This is a genomic window from Gemmatimonadales bacterium, assembly GCA_036265815.1.
Taxonomy (GTDB): domain Bacteria; phylum Gemmatimonadota; class Gemmatimonadetes; order Gemmatimonadales; family GWC2-71-9; genus CAVVWJ01.
Window position 1 is genome coordinate 12543 of the sequence record DATAOI010000022.1, and the last position, 19828, is coordinate 32370.

The 19828-nt window shown below is 69.4% G+C and carries 20 protein-coding genes; 8 read left to right on the forward strand and 12 right to left on the reverse strand.

Translation table 11 applies throughout. The features are described 5' to 3' along the window. Together aroF and VHR41_03585 are read left to right on the forward strand one after the other, a co-directional pair. Positions 1 to 1041: a 3-deoxy-7-phosphoheptulonate synthase gene (gene aroF, locus VHR41_03580; GenBank protein HEX3233248.1), complete on the forward strand. Its 1041-nt coding sequence runs from the start codon at positions 1 to 3 to the stop codon at positions 1039 to 1041. Next, complete coding sequence (locus VHR41_03585; protein ID HEX3233249.1) at positions 1041 to 1703, forward strand: outer membrane lipoprotein carrier protein LolA; 663 nt, start codon at positions 1041 to 1043, stop codon at positions 1701 to 1703. Before aroF ends, VHR41_03585 begins: the two co-directional genes overlap by 1 nt. Here VHR41_03585 and VHR41_03590 read toward each other — a convergent pair. From VHR41_03590 to rpmE, 8 genes are all read right to left on the reverse strand, one after another. After that, positions 1697 to 3271 carry a S41 family peptidase gene (locus VHR41_03590; protein ID HEX3233250.1) on the reverse strand — a complete coding sequence of 525 codons (1575 nt, stop codon included), beginning with the start codon at positions 3269 to 3271 and terminating at the stop codon, positions 1697 to 1699. The genes VHR41_03585 and VHR41_03590 overlap by 7 nt on opposite strands. A 26-nt stretch (positions 3272 to 3297) precedes the next feature. Further along, complete coding sequence (locus VHR41_03595) at positions 3298 to 4176, reverse strand: Rossmann-like and DUF2520 domain-containing protein (protein ID HEX3233251.1); 879 nt, start codon at positions 4174 to 4176, stop codon at positions 3298 to 3300. An 83-nt stretch (positions 4177 to 4259) separates the two neighbouring features. Beyond that, positions 4260 to 5906, reverse strand: a complete 1647-nt coding sequence (locus tag VHR41_03600) for a S41 family peptidase (GenBank protein ID HEX3233252.1) — start codon at positions 5904 to 5906, stop codon at positions 4260 to 4262. Positions 5907 to 5971: 65 nt separating this feature from the next. Beyond that, on the reverse strand, positions 5972 to 6613 hold the full coding sequence (gene tmk, locus VHR41_03605; protein ID HEX3233253.1) for a dTMP kinase: 642 nt from the start codon (positions 6611 to 6613) through the stop codon (positions 5972 to 5974). Beyond that, positions 6610 to 6963 carry a YlbF family regulator gene (locus VHR41_03610; GenBank protein ID HEX3233254.1) on the reverse strand — a complete coding sequence of 118 codons (354 nt, stop codon included), beginning with the start codon at positions 6961 to 6963 and terminating at the stop codon, positions 6610 to 6612. The genes tmk and VHR41_03610 overlap by 4 nt, the downstream gene beginning before the upstream one ends. Then, positions 6960 to 7814, reverse strand: coding sequence for a peptide chain release factor N(5)-glutamine methyltransferase (gene prmC / locus VHR41_03615; protein HEX3233255.1), 855 nt, complete (start codon positions 7812 to 7814; stop codon positions 6960 to 6962). The genes VHR41_03610 and prmC overlap by 4 nt, the downstream gene beginning before the upstream one ends. Then, complete coding sequence (gene prfA, locus VHR41_03620) at positions 7807 to 8865, reverse strand: peptide chain release factor 1 (protein ID HEX3233256.1); 1059 nt, start codon at positions 8863 to 8865, stop codon at positions 7807 to 7809. Before prfA ends, prmC begins: the two co-directional genes overlap by 8 nt. A 3-nt stretch (positions 8866 to 8868) precedes the next feature. After that, a complete protein-coding gene (rpmE, locus tag VHR41_03625; GenBank protein ID HEX3233257.1) occupies positions 8869 to 9090 on the reverse strand; it encodes a 50S ribosomal protein L31 in 222 nt (73 codons plus the stop codon). 169 nt (positions 9091 to 9259) lie between these two features. Between rpmE and VHR41_03630 the strand changes: the two genes are divergently transcribed. The 3 genes from VHR41_03630 to VHR41_03640 all read left to right on the forward strand — a co-directional run bounded on the left by VHR41_03630 (position 9260) and on the right by VHR41_03640 (position 11591). Continuing rightward, positions 9260 to 9916: a Crp/Fnr family transcriptional regulator gene (locus VHR41_03630; protein ID HEX3233258.1), complete on the forward strand. Its 657-nt coding sequence runs from the start codon at positions 9260 to 9262 to the stop codon at positions 9914 to 9916. Positions 9917 to 10011: 95 nt separating this feature from the next. Beyond that, positions 10012 to 10875 (forward strand): MBL fold metallo-hydrolase, encoded by an 864-nt coding sequence (locus tag VHR41_03635; GenBank protein HEX3233259.1) that lies wholly within the window; start codon positions 10012 to 10014, stop codon positions 10873 to 10875. Positions 10876 to 10886: 11 nt separating this feature from the next. Then, positions 10887 to 11591 carry a CsgG/HfaB family protein gene (locus VHR41_03640; protein HEX3233260.1) on the forward strand — a complete coding sequence of 235 codons (705 nt, stop codon included), beginning with the start codon at positions 10887 to 10889 and terminating at the stop codon, positions 11589 to 11591. On the opposite strand, the gene VHR41_03645 is transcribed toward VHR41_03640, so the two are convergent. Genes VHR41_03645 through VHR41_03660 form a run of 4 tightly spaced genes read right to left on the reverse strand, consistent with a single transcriptional unit; the run spans position 11588 to position 15664 of the window. Further along, positions 11588 to 12838 (reverse strand): DUF4105 domain-containing protein, encoded by a 1251-nt coding sequence (locus VHR41_03645; protein HEX3233261.1) that lies wholly within the window; start codon positions 12836 to 12838, stop codon positions 11588 to 11590. The two genes, VHR41_03640 and VHR41_03645, sit on opposite strands and share 4 nt — an antisense overlap. Then, positions 12835 to 13863: a Gfo/Idh/MocA family oxidoreductase gene (locus VHR41_03650; GenBank protein ID HEX3233262.1), complete on the reverse strand. Its 1029-nt coding sequence runs from the start codon at positions 13861 to 13863 to the stop codon at positions 12835 to 12837. The genes VHR41_03645 and VHR41_03650 overlap by 4 nt, the downstream gene beginning before the upstream one ends. A 12-nt stretch (positions 13864 to 13875) precedes the next feature. Beyond that, positions 13876 to 15180 (reverse strand): SpoIID/LytB domain-containing protein, encoded by a 1305-nt coding sequence (locus tag VHR41_03655; GenBank protein HEX3233263.1) that lies wholly within the window; start codon positions 15178 to 15180, stop codon positions 13876 to 13878. After that, positions 15161 to 15664, reverse strand: a complete 504-nt coding sequence (locus VHR41_03660; protein HEX3233264.1) for a YajQ family cyclic di-GMP-binding protein — start codon at positions 15662 to 15664, stop codon at positions 15161 to 15163. The genes VHR41_03655 and VHR41_03660 overlap by 20 nt, the downstream gene beginning before the upstream one ends. A gap of 495 nt (positions 15665 to 16159) precedes the next feature. Here VHR41_03660 and VHR41_03665 point away from each other — a divergent pair, with 495 nt between their 5' ends. The 3 genes from VHR41_03665 to metX are packed head-to-tail and all read left to right on the forward strand — an operon-like array spanning position 16160 to position 19757. Next, on the forward strand, positions 16160 to 17491 hold the full coding sequence (locus VHR41_03665) for an O-acetylhomoserine aminocarboxypropyltransferase/cysteine synthase family protein (GenBank protein HEX3233265.1): 1332 nt from the start codon (positions 16160 to 16162) through the stop codon (positions 17489 to 17491). Further along, a complete protein-coding gene (locus tag VHR41_03670; protein ID HEX3233266.1) occupies positions 17488 to 18726 on the forward strand; it encodes a hypothetical protein in 1239 nt (412 codons plus the stop codon). Before VHR41_03665 ends, VHR41_03670 begins: the two co-directional genes overlap by 4 nt. After that, positions 18723 to 19757 (forward strand): homoserine O-acetyltransferase, encoded by a 1035-nt coding sequence (gene metX, locus VHR41_03675; protein ID HEX3233267.1) that lies wholly within the window; start codon positions 18723 to 18725, stop codon positions 19755 to 19757. The genes VHR41_03670 and metX overlap by 4 nt, the downstream gene beginning before the upstream one ends. Positions 19758 to 19828 lie beyond the last annotated feature (71 nt).

Sequence of the window (19828 nt, forward strand, 5' to 3'; positions counted from 1 at the left end):
ATGCTAATCGTGATGCGCCACGGCGCGGCCGAAGAGGAGATCCAGCGGGTGGTGGCCACCATCGAGGAGATGGGCTACCAGGCGCGGCCGATGCCTGGGAAGCAGCGCACCTCCGTCGGGCTGGTCGGCAACGACGGGCGGGTGGACGGGTCCCGGCTGGCGGCGCTCCCCGGCGTGCAGGAGATCATCCACGTCACCAAGCCGTACAAGCAGGTTTCCCGCGAGTGGAAGGCGGAGCCGACCATCGTGCGGTTGGCCGGCGGACTCTCGGTGGGCGGCGAGGACGTCGTCGTCATGGCGGGGCCCTGCTCGGTCGAGAGCGAGCGGCAGATCATCGAGGCCGCCCGGGCCGTGCGGGAAGCCGGGGCGACGGTGCTCCGGGCCGGCGCCTTCAAGCCGCGCAGCTCACCCTACGCCTTTCAGGGACTCGGGGCCGTCGGCCTCCGCCTCCTGGCCAAGGCCCGGGAGGAGAGCGGACTGCTCATCGTGACCGAGGCGATGGACGCCGAGGGGCTCGACCAGGTGGTCGAGGTGGCCGACCTCGTGCAAGTGGGGGCGCGAAACATGCAGAACTACTCCCTGCTCAAGCACGCCGGCCGCTGCGGCAAGCCGATCCTGCTCAAGCGGGGCCTTTCCGCCACCGTCCAGGAGCTGCTGCTCTCGGCCGAGTACATTCTGGCGGAGGGCAACACCCAGGTGATTCTCTGCGAGCGCGGCATCCGAAGCTTCGACCAGGCCACCCGCAACCTCTTCGACCTGAGCGCCATCCCGGTGGTGCACGGGCTATCGCACCTGCCGATCGTCGCCGACCCGAGCCACGGCACCGGCCATCGCGACATGGTCATACCCATGGCGCGGGCGGCCGTCGCGGCGGGGGCCGACGGTCTGCTGGTCGAGGTGCACCCCTATCCCGACCGGGCCCTCTCCGACGGCGCGCAGAGCCTCTACCCCGAGCAGTTCGAGCGATTGATGAAGGAAGTTCGCCTGATCGCCGAAGCCATCGGACGCCGGGTCGCCGAGCCGGCAGCGGCTCGGGCCTGATGCTGCGGCTCCTGCTCCTGGTCGGCTGCCTCACGGCTGCGCCGCCGCTGTGCTCCGCCGGGTTGGTCGCCCAGGATGCCCAGGCGATCGTCGGCCGCTCCTCGCGGGTGTACCGCTCGCTCAGCAGTCTCAAGGCCGACTTTGTCCAGGTGATCGACAACCCCATGATCGACAGCGCCGAGAGCCGGGGCGTCCTGGCGCAGGCGGGGGCCGACAAGCTCTCGATGCGCTTCAGCGATCCCCCGGGCGAGGCCATCGTCATCGACGGACAGCACGTCTGGGTCTACACTCCCAGCACCACGCCGGGACAGGTGCTGCGTCTGGCGGTGCCGAGCGGAGGGCCGGTCTATGGCTACAACATGCTGGCCTGGCTGCTCGACCGTCCGGCGGAACGCTATCAGGCCTCGTATGTCCGGACCGACAAGCTGAACGGGCGGGCGATGGACGTCGTGGCGCTGGTGCCCGCGGTGCCCGACCTTCCGTTCGAGCGGGCCGTCGTCTGGCTCGACCGGGAGGACGCCCTGCCCCGCCGCCTCGAGATCAGCGAGCGCAGCGGCTCCACTCGGATCCTGACGCTTTCCAGGGTCCAGGTGAATCGGCCGGTCCCGGACCGCACCTTCACCTTCGAGGTGCCGCCCGGGGCCCGGGTAGTGGATCAATGAGCCGGTGCCGGAATCGTGGCCATCCCTAGGAGAGCCTGGGGCGTCGGGGCGTTCCGCAGCAGCAGCAGGGCCTGCCGGATCTGCCGGTCGTCGGCCACGCGCCGGCGGCTCTCGGCGGCCGGCCCGAAGCGGTAGCGGATGATCTCGTAGGCGAGCTGCTGGTCGAGCAGCGATTCGCTACCGCCGTAGAGGCTGTCCGGGATGACCACCCCACGCTGTTGCAGTCTCCGCCGCAGCTCCTGCCGCATCGCGCGAGTGACCTCGAACGCCTCGGACCGCACGTCGGGCGAGCGCCGCAGGTCCAGCGCATAGGCGGTGAGCACATCACGAAACGCCGGGACCTGCCCTTCCAGAGCCCGGGCGAAGAGCTGCTCCGCCGAGCTGAGGGTATCGGGCTGCAGGCGCACGTCGGGAACGATGCCTCCGCCACCCGGAAGCACTCGGCCCTCATCCGATTGGAATCCCACCTGCACCGCGGGCGCGTGTGCCGCGCCCATCGCCGAGTCGAGCAGGGCTCCTTGAATCGAACGGCCGCTCGGGGTGTACCAGCGGGCAGTGGTCATCCGCAGGGCCACCTCGGGTCCCAGCGGAAAGACGGTCTGCACGATCCCCTTGCCATAGGTCGTATCGCCGACCACCAGCGCGCGGTCGTGGTCCTGCAGCGCTCCCGCGATGATCTCGCTGGCGCTCGCTGTTCCCCGATTCACCATGACCACGATCGGCAGGCCGCGCCAGCGCTGGGGCGCGCCGTCCCGCCAGACGTGGTTGTCCCCCGGGGCGCGGCCGCGGCTCACCAGAATCCCTTGCGGCGGGTCGAGAAAGAGATCGGCCGCCGCCACTGCTTCGTCTCGCACCCCACCTGGATTGGACCGGAGATCGAGCACCAGGGATTTCATTCCCTCGCCGACCAGCCGGGTGATCTCCTGCTCCAGCTCTGCCGCGCAATGATCCCGGACCATGGTCAGGCTGAGATAGCCGATCCCGCCGCCCAGCAGGACGCCGTCGGACACGGCGCGCTGGTGGATCCGCTCGCGATTGAGGCGGATGCGGAGCGGCGCCGCGGAGCCGTCCCGGAGCACCGCGACTTCGATGGGGCTGCCGACCGGTCCACGCAGCGCCTGCACCGCGCGTTCGAGCGTCCAGCCAGCCGCCGATACACCGTCGACCTCGACCAGTTGATCTCCCGCTCGGATGCCGAGCCGCTCCGCGGGCGTGCTGGGCATCGCGGCCATCACGGTGATCCAGCCATTCCGGGCGTCCACCTGCAGGCCGATGCCGGCGTAATCTCCCGTGGTCCGCTCCTGCAGGCTGGTGTAGTCCTTGCCTTCGAGCAACGCGGCGTAAGGGTCGTGCAGCTCGGTGAGCAAACCGTCGGTGGCCCGGTGATAGAGTTCGGATTCGGGCACGCTGTCGACGTGATAGTCCCGCACGTGGGCCAGGACGGTCTCGAAGAGGCGCGCCTGCTGATAGACATCGTTCCCTGCGCCCAGGCGGCGTTGGAGAAGCCAGCCGCCGCTGAAGCACACGAGCATGGCAAGGAGTGCGGAAACAGCCCAGGGTCGGGACATCGCGAACCTCGGTGGGAGTGTACTCCCTAGGGGTGCCCAGGGGAAAAAGTTTCGGGATCATCCTGATCGGTGAGAATCTGCTCGACCTTCCGAGCCGACGCCGCGTCCAGCCCTGCCTGCCGCGCGAGTCGGAGGGCGGCCACGCCCAGGCCGCGGTACAGCTGCCGGTCGGCCGGCGGCAGCGCGGCGAGATGGGCCCGGATGGTGCCGAGGTCGCCCCGGCGAATCGGGCCGGTCAGCGCGGCCACGGGCCCCAGATCCAGATTCGACACGGCGCCGCGCATCAGAGGCAGGTAGAGCCGGCCGGCGATCTCCGGAGGAACTCCGGCCTCGCGTGCGAGGTGCTCGGCGATACCGGCGAGCACGACGGTATAATTGGCGGCGAAGACCGCCCCGGCGTGGTAGCCGGCCTTCCGATCCGTGGCGAGCACCACCGGGTGCATCCGAAGATCGCCGGCGAGCCGGGTTCCCGCGGCGAGCGCGCGGGCATCGCCTTCGATTCCGGCATAGCAGCCGGCCAGCCGCCGGGCCGCGGTGGAGGGCTCGACGATCGTCTGCAGCGGGTGGAACGATCCCAGCGCCGCGCCGGTCGCGTCGAGCGAACGCAGGGCGCGACGATCGAGGAGACCGGAGAGATGGAGCACCACCTGAGGCCGGCCCACCGCACCTTCGTCCGCCAGCTCCGCGGCCGCGTGCGGAATGACGTCGTCGGGCGTGGCGAGCAGCACCAGCTCGGCGGCTCGGACCTGCCCCGCGCGGGGGCCCGGATGGAGGGCCAATGGTGGAACCAGCGACCGTGACCGGCGGGAGAACAGCGCGACGTCGGCGCCTGCTGCCGAGAGGGCCAGTGCCAGCCCCTGGCCCATCCGGCCCGCGCCGATGATCACCACGTGCTGTCGCTCCACGGCATCCCCCTGAGCCGGCCGGAAAACGCGCGAGCCCGGCCTCGGCCGGGCTCGCGAATGGTGTCCTCACACTGGCCGGAGCGCTAGTTCTGCGCCGGCGCCGTTCCGTGGCTGGCGGCGGCGAGACTCATCAGCTCTTTGGGACTCTGGGCCTTCCGCAACAATGCCATGGCCGTCTGCATCTGCCGGTCGTCGGTGGCCTGACGCTTGAACTCCGCCGGGCGGCCGAAGACGTAGCGGGTAATCTCGTAGGTCAGCTGCCGGTCCAGGAGCGCGCTGGCGCCGTTGAACACGGTGGGGGAGATGTCCACGCCCTTGGCCCGAAGCCGCGCGAGCACCTGCTGGCGCATCTCCGGCGTCACCTTGAACGATTCTGAGGTCACGGTGTGATTCTGCTTCGCCTCGAGCGCGTAACCGGTGAGCACGTCCCGGTATTCCGGCACGTGGCTGCCGACGGCCTTGGCGAAGTCCCGCTCCCCCTGTGTGAGGGTGTCGGGCCGGATGACCAGATCGGGCACGATCCCACCGCCGCCGCGGACGATCCGCCCCGCGTCGGTGTGGAACACCGGCCGAGTGCGGATAGCCGAGTCGCTGTGCTCCTTGGGGACGGCACCGGGGATGGTATCGCCGGCTTCCTGGGCCGCCTGCTCCGCCTGGTCCTCTTCGTTCTTGGCGATCCGCTGAATGGTGCGGCCGCTCGGCGTGTACCAGCGGGCGGTGGTCAGCTTGAGGGCCACGCCATCGCCCAACGGGAAGAGCGTCTGCACCAGGCCCTTGCCGAAGGTCGGCGTGCCAACCACCACGGCCCGATCGTGGTCCTGCAGTGCGCCGGCGATGATCTCGGCAGCGCTGGCCGTTCCGTCGTTGACCAGCACCACGATGGGGAGCTCGGGCCACGCCTGCCGCGCCTCGTCATAGAACTCCTTGGTGGAGCCGCGCGCGCGGCCGCGAGTCGCCACGATCTCCTGCTTCGGGTCGAGCAGGAGGTCGGCCACCTTGACCCCCTGGTCGAGCAACCCGCCGGGGTTGAAGCGGAGGTCGAGGATGAGCGACTTCATCCCCTTGGACTTCATCGCGACGATTTCCTGCTGCAGCTCGTCCGCGGACGTCTCCGAGACCGGATTCAGCGAGATGTAGCCCACCCCGCCGTCGAACATCGTCCCGGGCGGGACCGAGCGGATGTGGATCTGGGCACGAGTCAGGGTGTACTTGATCGGCTCGGCGATGCCGACGCGGCGGATGGTCAGGGTGACCTTGGTGCCGGCCAGCCCTCGGAGCGACTTCACCGCCTGGTCGTTCTTCCAGCCCTCCGTCGACTTGCCGTCGACTTCGATGATCTGATCGCCGGTTCCGATGCCGGCCCGTTCTGCCGGCGTCTCCGGCAGGGGGGCGACGACCGTGATCCAGCCGTCGCGCACGTCGATCTGGATGCCGAGCCCGGCGTAGTTGCCCGAGGTCTGCTCGGTGAGCGCCTTGTAGTCGTCGCCCGTAAGGAGCACCGAATACGGGTCCTTGAGCTGCTCCAGCATCCCGCGACTGGCGCGGTCGTAGAGCTCGGTCTCCCCGATCGAATCGACATAGTACGCGCTGACATGCCCCAGCACGTCGTCGAAGAGCCGGGCCTGCTGATACACGTTGCCGCCGGTAGCGACGCCACGCTGCAGCAGCCAGCCCCCGCTCACGAAGGAGATCGCCGCCACCAGCGCCATCACGCTCCACCGCTGCTTCATACCTTCCTCCACTGCCGCAGAATAGCTCCGATGGGACAGGCGACTCTCATCCCACCGCGTCCCGCCTAACCGGTTACGCCGCCAAACCTTTCCGGCGCTGCCGCCGCCAGCTCCGCCCAGGCCGTCTGCAAGAGCCGGTCCGGCGGGAGGCGTGCATCCAGATGGCGAATCCCCTTGCCCTGCACTCCCAAATAATAGTCGATTACCCGGCGATGAAACTCGGCGCTTTCCCCGTCGAGGCGGTCCAGCCGCTTGCCGGCCGCTTCCTGCCGCGCACGACCCACGGCCGGCGGGAGGTCGAGAATGAGCGTCAGATCGGGAATCAGCCCGCTGGCCGCGGCCTGGTTCGCGGGCCGCACCACCTCCGCCGGCAGCCCGCGTCCGGCCACCTGGTAGGCCTCGGTCGAGAGAATGAATCGATCCGAGAGTACCACCCGACCTGCATGCAGCGCGGGCAGGATCACGGTCTGCACCAGATCCGAGCGCGCCGCCAGATAGAAAAAGAGCTCGGCCAGCGATCCGAGCGGATGCTCGGGATCGAGCACCGCCTGGCGGGCCAGCTCGGCCGCGCGGGTGCCCCCGGGCTCCCGGGTCAGAATCGGGTCGACCCCGCGCTGCCGCATGCGCTCCGCCAGCGGTGCGGCCAGCGTGCTCTTCCCCGACCCCTCCGGCCCCTCGATGACGACGAAGAAGCCCGGGTGGCTCATCCCAGCGTGATGATGCTGCTGGTCGCCCCCTTCTCCATGCCCTCGCTGATCTGCTGGTTCACCCGGGTCATCAGCTTCTCGAAATTGGCGCGAGCTACCACGTACGCCTGGCCGACCGGGCTCATCTCCAGCTCTCGCACGGCCGTCTCGTAGGCCTCGGCGGTCGCCTGGTCGGGCATCTGCCCGGCGGTGACCAACTGGTCGACCTGGCGCGCGAGGGTCTGAATCTGATCCAGCTTGCTCACCGTCTCCTTGTCGTCGCGCAGCGTCGCTTCGGCCCGCCGCAGTGCCTGGTATTCCGCCGCTTGCCCGATCAGCCTGCCGAGCTCCTGCGCCTTGTCCCAGATCACGGTGTCTCGCTCCTTCGCGCGAGCAGGTAGCGCTCGCGACCGAAAAGGTCTGCGTGGATGGCGACATCGGTCCAACCGAAGGCGCCTGCCCGTCGGGCGGATTCCGCCGCGCGGCCAGCATCGACTTCCATCGCGAGCCACCCGCCCGGCCGGAGCACGGTCCGCCCTTGCTCCAGCAGCCGGGTGGTGGCCTCGAGTCCATCACTCCCGCTCTCCAGCGCCGACCTGGGCTCCCAGTCCCGCACCGAGCGGTCGAGCACGGCGTATTCCCCACTCGTAAGATACGGCGGATTGGAGACCAGCGCGTCGAACGCTCCACCCCCGAGCGGCGCGCACAGGTCCCCCCTGACCAGCGACACGGACACTCCGGTGAGCGCGCGATTCTCCCGTGCCAGCGCCAGCGCGTCGGCCGACCGGTCCACGGCGACCACCTGGTCAAATTCACCCTCGAGCGCGAGGCTCAGGGCCAGGCAGCCGCTCCCGGTTCCGATGTCCGCTGCCCGTCCGGCGCGAACGCGAGTGAGCAGCAGATCGACCAGGCCCTCGGTCTCAGGCCGGGGGATCAGGCCCCGGGCGTCGCTTCGAAGCGTCAGCGTGCGAAAGTCCGTCCGGCCGGTCACGTGCGCCAACGGCTCACCGGCGGCGCGGCGCTCCACCGCTGCGAGGAACGCGACCGCGGCCGCACTGTCGATCACCCCTTCCGGCCAGAGAACGGCCTCAGCGGCATGCTCGCCCGAGAGATCGGCCCAGATGCGCAGCGCTTCCCGCCTCGGCGAGACGAGTCCCGCCGCAGTCAGCCCGGCTGTCGCGTCCGCCAGCAGCGCGCGGCGGGACTGCTCCACGTCAGGCACCGTCCTGCTCCTGCCGGCTGGCCACCCGCAACGCCTCTACGACGTCATCCAGGTGGCCGTTCAGTACCTCGGCCAGATTGTGCACCGAGAGATTGATGCGGTGGTCGGTGATGCGGCTCTGGGGAAAGTTGTAGGTCCGGACCTTGGCGGAGCGGTCGCCGGTGCCGACCATGGCGCGCCGGTCGCGGGCGCGAGCCGACTCCTGCTCGGCAATCATCCGGTCGAGCAGCCGCGCCCGAAGCACTTCCATCGCCTTGATCTTGTTCTGCAGCTGTGATTTCTGATCCTGCTGACTGACCACCAGCCCGCTCGGGAGGTGGGTGATGCGCACCGCGCTGTCGGTGGTGTTCACGCTCTGGCCGCCGGGACCGGACGAGCGGAACACGTCGATCTTGAGATCCTGCGGCTCGATCCTGATGTCCACCTCTTCCGCTTCCGGGAGCACCGCCACGGTGGCGGCGGAGGTGTGGATCCGACCCTGCGTCTCCGTGGCGGGCACCCGCTGCACCCGGTGGACACCCGACTCGCGGCGCAGCAGCCCATAGGCCTCCGGGCCACGCACGGCCACGATTGCCTCCTTGAGGCCGCCCAGGGTTCCCTCGCTCAGGGAGATCGGCTCCCAGGCGAGGCCGTGCCGCTCGCTGAAGCGCTGGTACATGCGATAGAGATCGGCCGCGAATAGCGCGGCCTCATCGCCGCCGGTGCCGGCGCGGATCTCCACGATGGCATCGCGATCGTCGTGAGGGTCGCGAGGGACGAGCAGGGTGTGCAGCTCGTCGGCGATGGCCGCGATCTCCTCGGGCAGGCGGGCGAGGTCGGCCCGGGCCAATGCAACGAGCTCGGGATCCGCCTCCTGGGCGAGCTCCCGAGCGTCTACCAGCTCGCGTTCCAGCCGCTCCAGCCGCTGGGCCAGGCGGAGGATGGGCGCGAGCCGCGCGTGCTCCCGCCCGAGGGCCTGCAATTGCGCCGGATCTCGGGCGACCGCCGGATCGGCGAGGAGCCGCTCGACCTCCGCCGCCCGCTGCAGTGCCTGGCGGAGTCGAGCCTCCACGGCTTACGCCTTAGGTGCGGCGGCCGGCTCGGTCTGATATCTCCGGCGAAACCGATCCACCCGTCCAGCGGTGTCCACCAGCCGCTGCTTGCCGGTGAAGTAGGGATGGCACTGGGCGCAGACCTCCACGTGGATGGATGCGGCGGTCGACCGGGTCTCGAACGAATTGCCGCAGGCACACACAGCGGTGACCTTGCGGTAGTTGGGATGCAGATCGGCTTTCACGATGAAACTCCGCGGTTGGCGCTAAGCCGTGAAGTATAACCGCTTTGCGGGGCCGGATGCAAGGAGAACGCTCCGGCGCCAATTGACTTCGTAACAAGCTGCAAGTATAGTACTCGCAACTACTTCCGCCATTCGGAGGCGCCTCGTGCCCCTGTCCCCCCTAGAAGTCTTGCGAAAGGTTCCCCTCTTTGCCGGGCTCGCCGAGGCCGATCTGGCTGCCTTCGCCGAGCTCACTCGCGAGCGCAGCTACCCCAAGGGTAGCGTGATTGTCTTCGAGGACGACCCGGGAGACGCCCTGTACCTGGTAGCCGCCGGGCAGGTCAAGGTCGTGCTGATCGCGGAGGACGGCCGGGAGGTCATTCTCTCCGTCCTGGGCGAAGGGAGCTTCTTCGGCGAGATGGCGGTCATCGACGAGGAGCCACGCTCCGCCCACGTCATCGCGATGGAGGATTCCGGCCTGCTGGTGCTTCGCCGGGAGGACTTTCACGCCCGTCTCAGGAGCTCGCCCGAAGTGGCGATTTCGCTGCTCCGGGAGATCTCCCGCCGCCTCCGGCGGGCAGACGAGAAGATCGGCAGCCTGGTGCTGCTCGACGTCAACGGCCGGGTGGCGCACCTCCTCCTCCGAATGGCCGACGACGAGGGAAACGACAGGATCACCCGCAAGCTCACCCACCATACCATCGCGCAGATGATCGGCTCCAGCCGAGAGACCGTTTCGCGGACCATGCGCAATCTGGTCGAGCGGGGAATCATCCAGGTCACCCGCAAAGACATCACCCTCAAGGACCGGCGCTCCCTCATGCTGGCGGCGCGGCGCGGCGCGTGAGAGCGGTCACTCGAACCGGGTGACCGCGACCGCTGCTCGATACCTGTGACGGGAAGAGGTTCGGGCATGTTGCTTCACGCAAGCAATCCGAAGCCGTGTCCTACAGCTTGAGGTTCTGGGGGACACGTGGCTCCATTCCGACTCCTGGTCCCCAGACCGCGCGCTACGGGGGGAACACCCCGTGCGTCAGCATTCTGGGCGAGGGTCGGCTGCTGATCCTGGACGCGGGGAGTGGCTTGCGTCCCTTGGGGCACGAGCTGATGAGCCCGCACGCTCCTCCCCTCTCGGCCGACATTCTCCTCTCCCACACCCATTGGGATCACATCCAAGGTCTGCCGTTCTTCAAGCCACTGAGCGCCCGGGGCAACGCCTTCTGCGTCTACGGCGCCCGCCAGGAGGGCGTTCCCCTGCAGGAGATCCTGCGGCGTCAGATGGATCCGATGGTTTTCCCGGTTCCCCTCGAGGCGCTGGCGGCCACCATCCGGGTGAGCGACATCGAGGAGGGCGAGCTGGCGCTGGACGGCTTCCAGGTACGCGCCTTCCGCATGCGGCACCCGGGTACCACCTTCGGCTACAGGCTGGCGCCGGTTGGCGGCGGACGGGAGATCGCCTATCTCACCGACAACGAGCTCGGGACCGGTGGCACCTATCCCGTCGCGGCGGACTGGCGCGCCCGCCTGGTCGAGTTTCTGGCCGGCACCGACACCCTGATCCACGATGCGATGTACGCCGACCGCTTCATCCGCGCACGGGCAGGGTGGGGGCACTCGACGCCCCGGCAGGCGGTGGATCTGGCGGTCGAGGCCGGGTGCGCCCGGCTGATCCTGTTTCATCATGAGCCGGAGCACGACGATGATGCTATCGACCGGCTCCTGGCGGACACCCGCTCCTACGCCCGTGGCATCGCCCCGCTCCTGGCGATCGACGCGGCAGCCGAAGGGATGACGATCTCGCTCTGAGAGGAGGACGTATGGGGCGGCTTGGCTGGGCCTGGGGCTTCGCTGGCGCGGTGCTGGTGTCACCGCTGCAGGCGCAAGGCGGTCGGACCGTCCTGGCGGTGCTGCCCTTCGAGAACGCGGGATCCTACGGCGAGGACGAGGAGGTCTCCGAGGGCCTACGGTTGGGGATTCCGGCGATGCTCTCGAGCGCGTTGGCCGACCGTGCCGGCGTCCGGGTGGCGGAGCCGAGCCGAGTGGCGCAGGCGTTGGAGGCGCGGCACCTCCGCTCCGGCGGCCGACTCGATGCCGCCACCGCGGGACAGGTGGGCAAGGCGACCGGTGCCCGGTACAGCGTGACCGGAAGCTTCGCCGACTTCTACGGCAAGTTCCGGATCAACGCGCGGGTGGTCGACACGGAGACCGGCGGGATCGTCAAAGTGGTCTCCAACGACGAAGCGAGCCTGCAGGATCGGGCCCGTCTCGGGCTCATCATCCAGGCGGTGAGCGAGAAGATCGCCGCCGCCGTGGGGCTGCCACCCTTACCCTCTGACGCCGCCTCCAGCCGGGCCGGCGCGCTCCCGACCGAGGCGCTCACCCAGTACAGCCGCGGGCTGCTGTACGAGAGCCGGGGCGACAAGGACAAAGCGGCCGATGCCTACCAGCACGCCCTGAGCGCCTACCCGGAATACCCGGAAGCGCGCGACGCCCTTCGTCGCATGGGACCCATCAGCCGCTAACGAAACGACCGGAGCGCCGCCACTACGCCCAGGTGGGCCGGGAGCGCCAGAGCGATCACCGATCCGTTCACCTGGTGGAACCCGGGCAGCAGCTTGGCCGCGAGCCCGAGGCCGGAAACACCGGCCACCATGGCGGCAACCGCGAAGGCGCTCCGCCCCCGTCCCGACGTTCCCCGGACCGCGCCGAACAGAAACGGCAGCAGCAGCAGCGCGAGCGGGGACATCTGCAACAGGTTCTCGTTCCGATACGCCATGACGTGATCGGTCAGGCCCCAGAGACCCGCCAGCACCAATCCCGCGAGACCCACCAGCAGGGCCCAGCCCGCCACCACGAAGAGAAACCCGGCACGCGCGACGACGTTGCGGCGCGCGCCGCGGGAGAGCACCCACGCCAGCCCGCCGATGGTCGAGCCGACCAGGAGGTACGCCGGCAGCCAGTCGGGCGGCGCGTCGGGTGGGGGCGAGCCGGTCGAGCGGAAGATGGTGCGCTCGGATTTCACAAGCGGTCTGGGCCGGCCATCGGGCCCGGAGATGGTTACCCGCCGGAGGTGCTCGCGCAGCTTGAGGGGCAGGAACATCTCCTCCCATGCGCTCAGCGGCCGATCGACGCCCGGGCCGAGCGCGAGGAGGAGACCGGTGTAGATCAGAGGATCGTTCGCGGTGAGCCGCTGAGTGTGGAACCGGTAGCTCGCGGCCACCGGCACGGCGGCCGTGGCCCGTCGCACCGCGCCGCCGACGACACGGTCGATGACGTCCCGCACCCGGGTGGAGCAGTTGTCGCGGTAGTAGTCGTAGTGGTAGAACCGGTTCTCCGGCCGCGCGTTCCAGGCGAGAAACTCCTGCAGCTGGAGCCGAGCCCGGGGCGGGAGATCGAGCTCCTGGACCCAGACCGACCGATTGTTCCGCTTGTACTCCTCCAGATACTGGTCAGCCGGGAATCCGGCCATCCAGTACCACATCTGTCCCCGGACGAAGCGGAGCACGAAATTGTGCTGGCGAAAGTCGAACAGGCCGTAGTTGTAGGTGAGATCGGTTCCCTGCACCGGATCGTGGACCCAGATCGCGTTGTGGCCGAACCGCTCCCACACCATTGCCCCGGGGCCCATGGTCATGACGTACACTGTGAGCGCGGCGCCAGGCTCCGCCGGGCTCGGCGCGGTCTGGCCCGCGGCCACGACGGGCGTCCCACCCCAGGCGCACGCGACCCAGAGACCCAGGCGTCCGACCGTTCGGCAGGCGCCGCTCACAGCTGGACGTCGCGGCCGTCGTCCGTCGAGCGATAGATCGCATCGAGGATCTTGTGCAGCACCAGGTGCTCGCTGAGGCTTGGCGCCTTGGCCTCACCGGCGATGGCGGCCTCGAAATGGGCCCACTCTGCCCGATAGGACGCGGTGAAGGCATTCTCCCGGCTGCCCGACGAGGTGGGCGACACATCCGCGGGCAGCCCGTGGAGCTCCTTCCACACGGTCAGCGGGTTGATCGCGGCGGTCCCCTTGCTGCCACGGAGACCTACCCCGAAACGCTCGCCCTCGCCCAGGTGGTGCCAGGTGACGTCGACGAAGAGGGAGATGCCGCCTTCGCACACCACGAAGGCACTGCCCGACTGCTCCACCGCTCGTCCGGAGCCGGTGGTGTCGAGGCAGGCGCTCACCCGGGCGGGCGTTGGGTTGCCCCCCAGCCACAAGCCCAGGTCGAGGATCGAGAGTCCCAGGTCGAGCATCGCGCCGCCACCGGCCTGGTCGCGCCGCTGGCGCCAGCCAAGCTGTGACCGTCCGGGCCGGAAGACGTGCCAGCTCCCGCGCACGCTCTCAATGGTCCCCAGTTCGCCGCTCTGCACGAAGCTGCGGACGATCTGGACGTCGGGTCGATAGCGGTGATTCATCCCCACCATCACCACTCGATCGCGCTTTTCCGCGGCGCGCACGATCCGCTGCACGCTGGCCGCAGTCATCGCCAGCGGCTTCTCCACCAGCACGTGGAGGTTCGCCGAGAGGGCGGCCAGGATATGCGATTCGTGGAGATGGTTCGGGGAGCAGATCACCACGGCGTCGAGCGACTCGAACCGCAGCAGCTCCTCGATGTCGTCGAACGCATCCTTCACCCCGAAGCGGGTGGCCAGGGCGCGCGCCTTCGGCAGATCGGTGTCGCAGATCGCCTGCACCTCGATGGTCTTGAGCTTCTTGAGCACCGGCAGATGGGCCACCTGGGTGATGGCCCCGCCGCCGATGATGCCCAGTCGGAGCCGTTCGCTGACCGGCCGGCTGACGCTCATGCCACTCTCCCTCTAGTAAAGGCGCTCGAGCACGGTGCCCGGATAGTATGCCGCGAGGATCTGCTGATGACTCTGCCCGACGCGGGCGCGCCCGACGGCCCCCCATTGGCAGAACCCCACCCCGTGGCCGGCACCCGCGCCGTCGGCCACCAGCCGGGTGACTCGCGCTCCCCCGCGCGTCGCGGTGAGGGTAAAGACGCTGCTCCGCAGGATGTCCCCCGTGGTCGAGCGGAGCACCTGGCGCACATTCGGGCCGTCCACCTGGACCTCGGAGCGGCGCAAGCCGATCGCCAGCTGGCCGACCCGGCCGGATGGAGTCCGATAGGCCACCCGCACGTCGGATACCTCCTCCGCGTCGCGGCTGGAGACCCCGACCGTCGGAAGCGTCCGCCGCAGGACGGCGCGCAGCTCGTCGCCGCCCCAGGTCTCCTTCCAGCGAAACCGGGGCGAGATGCTGCAGTAGACGGCGCCATCATCTGCGACGTCCGGAACGGAGCGCAGGTAGGGCCGATCCGCGCCCCGGAACACCTCGGTGCCGTCTGCCGTTCGACCGCCACAGGTGGAATAAAAGAAGGCGTCGATCGGCTGGCCCCCGTAGGTCAGGATTCGACCGCGGGTGGCCATCACGGCGTCGGTACCCTCCGGCGTCTCCCGCTCCGCGCCCCCGTAGACCTGATCGGCCACCGTGGCGTACAGGTCGAATCCCTGTACATCCCACCGGCGGAGGTGCCGGAGCGCGTACGTGCGGGAGACCACCGCCTGGGCCCGGAGCGCCTCCAGCTCGGCGGGAGCGCGCCGGCCCATCTCGGTCGACACCACACCGAGGAGATAGGTCTCCATCGGAAGCCGGTTGACGACCGTGAGGCCGGTCCGGTCTCGAAGGATCTCGATCATGCCGCGGTAGGGGCGGCCGTTCACCCGAACGAGCGCGCCGCTGTCGCTGCCCGTCACATCGATGATCTCCCCGCCGGTCGAGCCGCCTCCCGGCGCCCGCACCGCGACGCCGCTGCCAGCGGTCACCGCCTGCCAGCTCTCTCCGGGCGACACGGCCGCGAGGCGAGCGCCGGACGGGTCGGTGACCGAGAGGCCCGCGTCGCCACTGATCACGGCCGACACCGCGCCGACCATCAGGCCGATGCGGACCAGCGGCTCGGCTGTCCCCGGCGCTCCGGGCGCCGGCTGCTCCGGGGCGACCGGGGTCGGCGAGGGCCCCGGCGCGCAACTCCCCATGGGGAGGGCCGCGCCCGCCGTCACCAGAAACGCGGCACCCCAACGCCGCAGTTGAACAGCGGCGGCGTCAGCCGCGATAGTTGCCAAACTTGAGCTCGATCCCGAAGTCCTGGGCCTTGAGCGCGCCGATCACCGCCTGCAGCTCGTCGCGCGAAGGGCTGGTCACCCGGATCTCGTCGCCCTGGATGCTCGCCTGGGTCTTCTTGAAGCCGCCGTCCTTCACCGCCTTCACGATCTTCTTGGCGACGTCCTGGGGAATGCCCTGGGTGAGGCTCACCGTGCGGCGGACCGACTGCCCCGTCCCCTGCACGATATCGCCGACCTTGAGATTCTTGACCGGAACTCCCCGCTTGATCATGCGCGACTGCAGCACGTCCACCAGCGCGTCCATCCGGAATTCGTCGTCGGCCGCGAGCCGGATCTCCGCCTTGTCCCGGTCGAACTCGATGGTGCAGTGGGTGCCCTTGAAATCGTAGCGCTGCGCGATCTCCTTCAACGCCTGGTTGACCGCGTTGTCGACCTCCTGCAGGTCGGCACCGGTGGACACGTCGAATGAGGAATTGCTGGCCATAGCGGGAACGGCGCGGTCGGTGAGAGGACGGATGATGCCGGACGGACGCGGGAAGGATTACCCCGTCGGTAGGGCCCAAGCAAGCGCTTCGCTTGACAGCCGGCCGGGCCCCCGGTACTCTACCCGGTAGTCTACCAACGGCGGTTGATTTAGGGCCACTTGCTCCCGCCGGCCCCGGACGTTCAGGGCAAACCAAAGAGCTAAAGCGCCGGATGTACGCCCTCCGCGCTGATCTGGCCGGGGGGCGTTGCGTTTCACGCGGTTGCCTATCGCCCCGAGTGCTGGCTTCGCCAACCCTGGACCCGACATGCTGCCTCAGTTGCGCGGGTGCTGTCGAATGTTCGCCTGTCGCCCCTGTCCGGGGTGGACGGTGCCGTCCGGGTACACGCGGGAGGGAAACGGAGTGTAGCAGTCCCTCAGGCGACGATCCCAGGCCCGGACCACCGCTCGAGTGGTCCGGGCCTTTTCGCTGACCTATTTCCCCAGGAGTGAGGCATGCCGTACCGTCCCGATACGCTGGCGATCCACGCGGGCCAGGCCCCCGACCCGGCCACCAACGCCCGCGCGGTGCCGATCTACGCCACCACCAGCTACGTGTTCAACGACGCCCAGCACGCCGCCGACCTGTTCGGCCTGCGGGTCTTCGGCAACATCTACACCCGGATCATGAATCCCACGAGCGACGTGCTGGAGAAGCGCATCGCGGAGATGGAGGGCGGCGTGGCGGGGTTGGCGGTGGCCAGCGGCCAGGCGGCGGAGACGCTCACCGTGCTCAACCTGGCGCGCGCCGGGGACAATCTCATCTCCTCCCAGACGCTGTACGGTGGCACCTACAATCTCTTCACCTACACGCTGCCGAAATGGGGCATCACCACCCGATTCGTCGACATTCACAATCTCGATCAGGTGCGCTCGGCCATCGATGACGGGACTCGGCTGATCTTCGTGGAGACGATCGGCAACCCCCGGCTCGATGTCCCCGACTTCGAGGCGCTGGCGGATATCGCACATGCCGCGGGGGTGCCGCTGGTGGTGGACAACACCTTCGGCGCCGCCACCCTCTCGCGGCCCATCGAGCACGGGGCCGACATCGTGCTGCATTCCGCCACCAAGTGGATCGGCGGGCACGGGACCGCGATCGGCGGCCTGGTTGTGGATGCCGGCCGATTCGACTGGGCCAGTCCCTCTTCGCGGCGGCGCTTCCCCGAGTTCACCACTCCGGATCCGTCGTACCATGGGCTGGTCTACACCGACGCCTTCGGCCCCGCCGCCTTCATCATCAAGCTCCGGGTGCAACTGCTCCGCGACCTCGGTCCGGCCCTCTCACCGTTCAACTCTTTTCTCTTCCTGCAAGGACTGGAGACGCTGCCGCTCCGGATCCAGCGGCATTCGGACAGCGCGCTGGCCATCGCGCAGTGGCTGGCGCAGGACTCCCGGGTCGAGTGGGTCTCCTATCCCGGTCTGCCCTCCCATCCCGAGCACGCCAATGCCGCCAAGTACCTCACCGGCGGATTCGGAGGCGTGCTGACCTTCGGCGTGAAAGGCGGGCACGCGGCGGCCAAGACCCTGATCGACAAGACCAAGCTGTTCTCGCTGCTGGCCAACGTCGGGGACGCCAAGTCGCTCATCATCCACCCCGCCTCGACCACCCACGAGCAGCTCTCGCCCGAGCAGCAGCGTCTGACCGGCACGACGCCGGAGCTCGTCCGGCTGTCCGTCGGTCTCGAGGACGTGAAAGACCTGATCGAAGACCTGGATCAGGCGTTGGGTGAGGCTCCCGCACCGGCCAGGAAGGGATCTACCGCGGCCGTCGGGGCCGGACGGTGACGCCACCGCTGGTGGTGAAGCTCGGCGGCGATGCGCTCGCGTCACCGGAGCGGATCGCCGCGGCCGCCCGGCGCCTGGCCGAGCGGCGCCGCGACAGACCAGTCGTGGCCGTTGCGAGCGCACGGCGCGGGGTCACCGATCATCTGCTCGGATTGGTGGAGCAGGTCCGGGGCGCCGCGAACCCGTCTGTCAGCGGCGGCGGGCTCGCCGCGGCCGACCGCGCCGCCGCCGCGGGCGAGATCGTCGCCGCATCGCTCCTGGTGGTGGCGTTGGATGGCCTCGGCATCCCGGCGGCGGTGCTCGATGCGCGCGAGGCAGGGCTCGCCAGCACTGGGCACGTCGGGAGGGCACGCATCACGGCGGTCAGGCCCAGGCGGGTGCAGGCGCTGCTTGGCCGGGGGGTGGTACCGGTGGTGGCCGGCTTTCAGGGATGGCATCGCGGCCGAGTGACCACGCTCGGCCGGGGCGGGTCCGACACCACTGCGGTGGCCCTGGCCTCGGCGCTCGGCGCGGCGGAATGCGAGCTGGTGAAGGAGACCGGCGGCGTGCTCACCGCCGATCCCCGGCTGGTGCCTCAGGCGGAGCGGATTCCGGCGGCGTCACACCGATTTCTCAGCGAGCTCGCGTCGGCCGGCGCCAGGGTGATCCACCAACCGGCCGCGGCGTGGGCCGAACGAGGCGCTCTGCCGTTGCGATTCACGGCGCTGGGCGAGACGGAGTGGTCGACCAACGTGACCAGCGCGGCAGAAACCGCGTGGCTCTGGGCGGTGACGCTCCGCGCCGGCCGATCACGCTTCATCATCCCGCTCAGGCGCAGGATCGCCTCCGACCTTCAGGGCAGACTGCAGCGGAGCCTCTGGGACGCCGGACTCACGGCGGATGCCGAGGTAATCCAGGAGGCGGGCGGCGGGCGGCTGGAGCTACTGGCGGAGGCATCGGATCTGGAGGACTGTCTCCACGCCCTTCGCCGGCTTCTCGGCGCAACCGAGCGACCCGGTACGGTCCGGAGCGGGCTCAGCACCGTCACCGTCGTGACCGGCGCGCCGACGTCTTCCCGGCTCATCGACTCGATGGTGCAGCATGTGGTGGCGGAGTGCGGTGGCCGGCCGATGCGAGTGACCACGCATGCCCACCGCACCGCTCTTCTGGTGGAGGATGCCGACGGACCCGATCTTGTGCGCCTGGTCCATGACCGTATCGCCGATGGTGTCTCGGCTCACCTGGGCGCCGCGTGACCGCCGGGCTCACCTCCGAATCGCTGGCCGGTGACCTGGCACTGGGTGAGTTCCGGACGGCGGCGGGGCACCAGCTCAAGGGGCTACGCCTCCGGTACCGAGTCCTGGGAAACCCGGAGCTCGCCCGCCGGCACGGATGGATGCTGGTGTTCCACGCCTTGACCGGCAGCGCCGAGGTGGAAACCTGGTGGGGACCGATGGTTGGACCAGGCCGGCCGCTCGACACCACGCGACATGCGATCGTCTGCGCCAATCTCCTGGGAGGCTGCTATGGGTCCACCGGACCTCGCGATTGGTCGATCGATCGCACGGACCCTTTCCCCGAGCTCACGCCCTCGGATCTCGCCCGGGCGCATATCCCCCTGCTCCGCCACCTCGGCGTCGAGCGGCTGGCGCTGGCCACCGGCGGCTCACTAGGCGGCATGGTGGCCTTGGAATGGGGACGGCTCTCCAGCGTGCCGGTGGATCGGCTCGTGGTCTTCGCCGCACCCGCCGCGACCTCGGCTCAAGCGATCGCCTGGAATACGGTGCAGCGGATGGCCATCGAGGCCGATCCCGCGTGGAACGGAGGCCGCTACCCGGAGGGAGCGGGCCCCGTGGCAGGTCTGGCCGCCGCTCGCGCTCTCGCGATGATCACCTACCGCAGCGCCCTCGAGTTCGAGGAGCGCTTCGGGCGGCGCTCCTCCCGGGCGCCGGGTCGATTCGACGTCGACCACTATCTCCGCCGCCAGGGCGACAAGCTGGTGGCGCGGTTCGACGCGGCGAGCTACGTGTCGCTGATGCGCAGCATGGACCTGCACGACGTGGGCGATCTCTCCCGCGCGGCTCGCGAGACCGCTGCACGGGTCGGCACCATCATCGGGGTGGGCGTGGGCAGCGACATCCTGTACCGCTGCGAGGAGGTGCGTGACTGGGTCGATGCCTATCGTGCGGCGGGCGCGGCGGCCGAGTACCGGGAGATCACCTCGACTGCCGGCCACGATGCATTCCTGATCGAATGGGATCAGGTGGAGGCGATCCTCCGCGGCTGACCTCGACCGACGGGCACGGATGCGCGGCGTGAAGGTGGATGTCCGGCGGGCGAGGCGGAGATGCCCCCGGG

Bases quoted from the DNA above. Each gene is read 5' to 3' on its own strand.
- VHR41_03650 (HEX3233262.1), bottom strand. From the start codon at position 13,863: ATGAGCGTCAGCCGGCCGGTCAGCGAACGGCTCCGACTGGGCATCATC.
- aroF (HEX3233248.1), top strand. From the start codon at position 1: ATGCTAATCGTGATGCGCCACGGCGCGGCCGAAGAGGAGATCCAGCGG.
- VHR41_03640 (HEX3233260.1), top strand. From the start codon at position 10,887: ATGGGGCGGCTTGGCTGGGCCTGGGGCTTCGCTGGCGCGGTGCTGGTG.
- VHR41_03585 (HEX3233249.1), top strand. From the start codon at position 1,041: ATGCTGCGGCTCCTGCTCCTGGTCGGCTGCCTCACGGCTGCGCCGCCG.
- tmk (HEX3233253.1), bottom strand. From the start codon at position 6,613: ATGAGCCACCCGGGCTTCTTCGTCGTCATCGAGGGGCCGGAGGGGTCG.
- VHR41_03590 (HEX3233250.1), bottom strand. From the start codon at position 3,271: ATGTCCCGACCCTGGGCTGTTTCCGCACTCCTTGCCATGCTCGTGTGC.
- VHR41_03665 (HEX3233265.1), top strand. From the start codon at position 16,160: ATGCCGTACCGTCCCGATACGCTGGCGATCCACGCGGGCCAGGCCCCC.
- VHR41_03600 (HEX3233252.1), bottom strand. From the start codon at position 5,906: ATGAAGCAGCGGTGGAGCGTGATGGCGCTGGTGGCGGCGATCTCCTTC.
- VHR41_03660 (HEX3233264.1), bottom strand. From the start codon at position 15,664: ATGGCCAGCAATTCCTCATTCGACGTGTCCACCGGTGCCGACCTGCAG.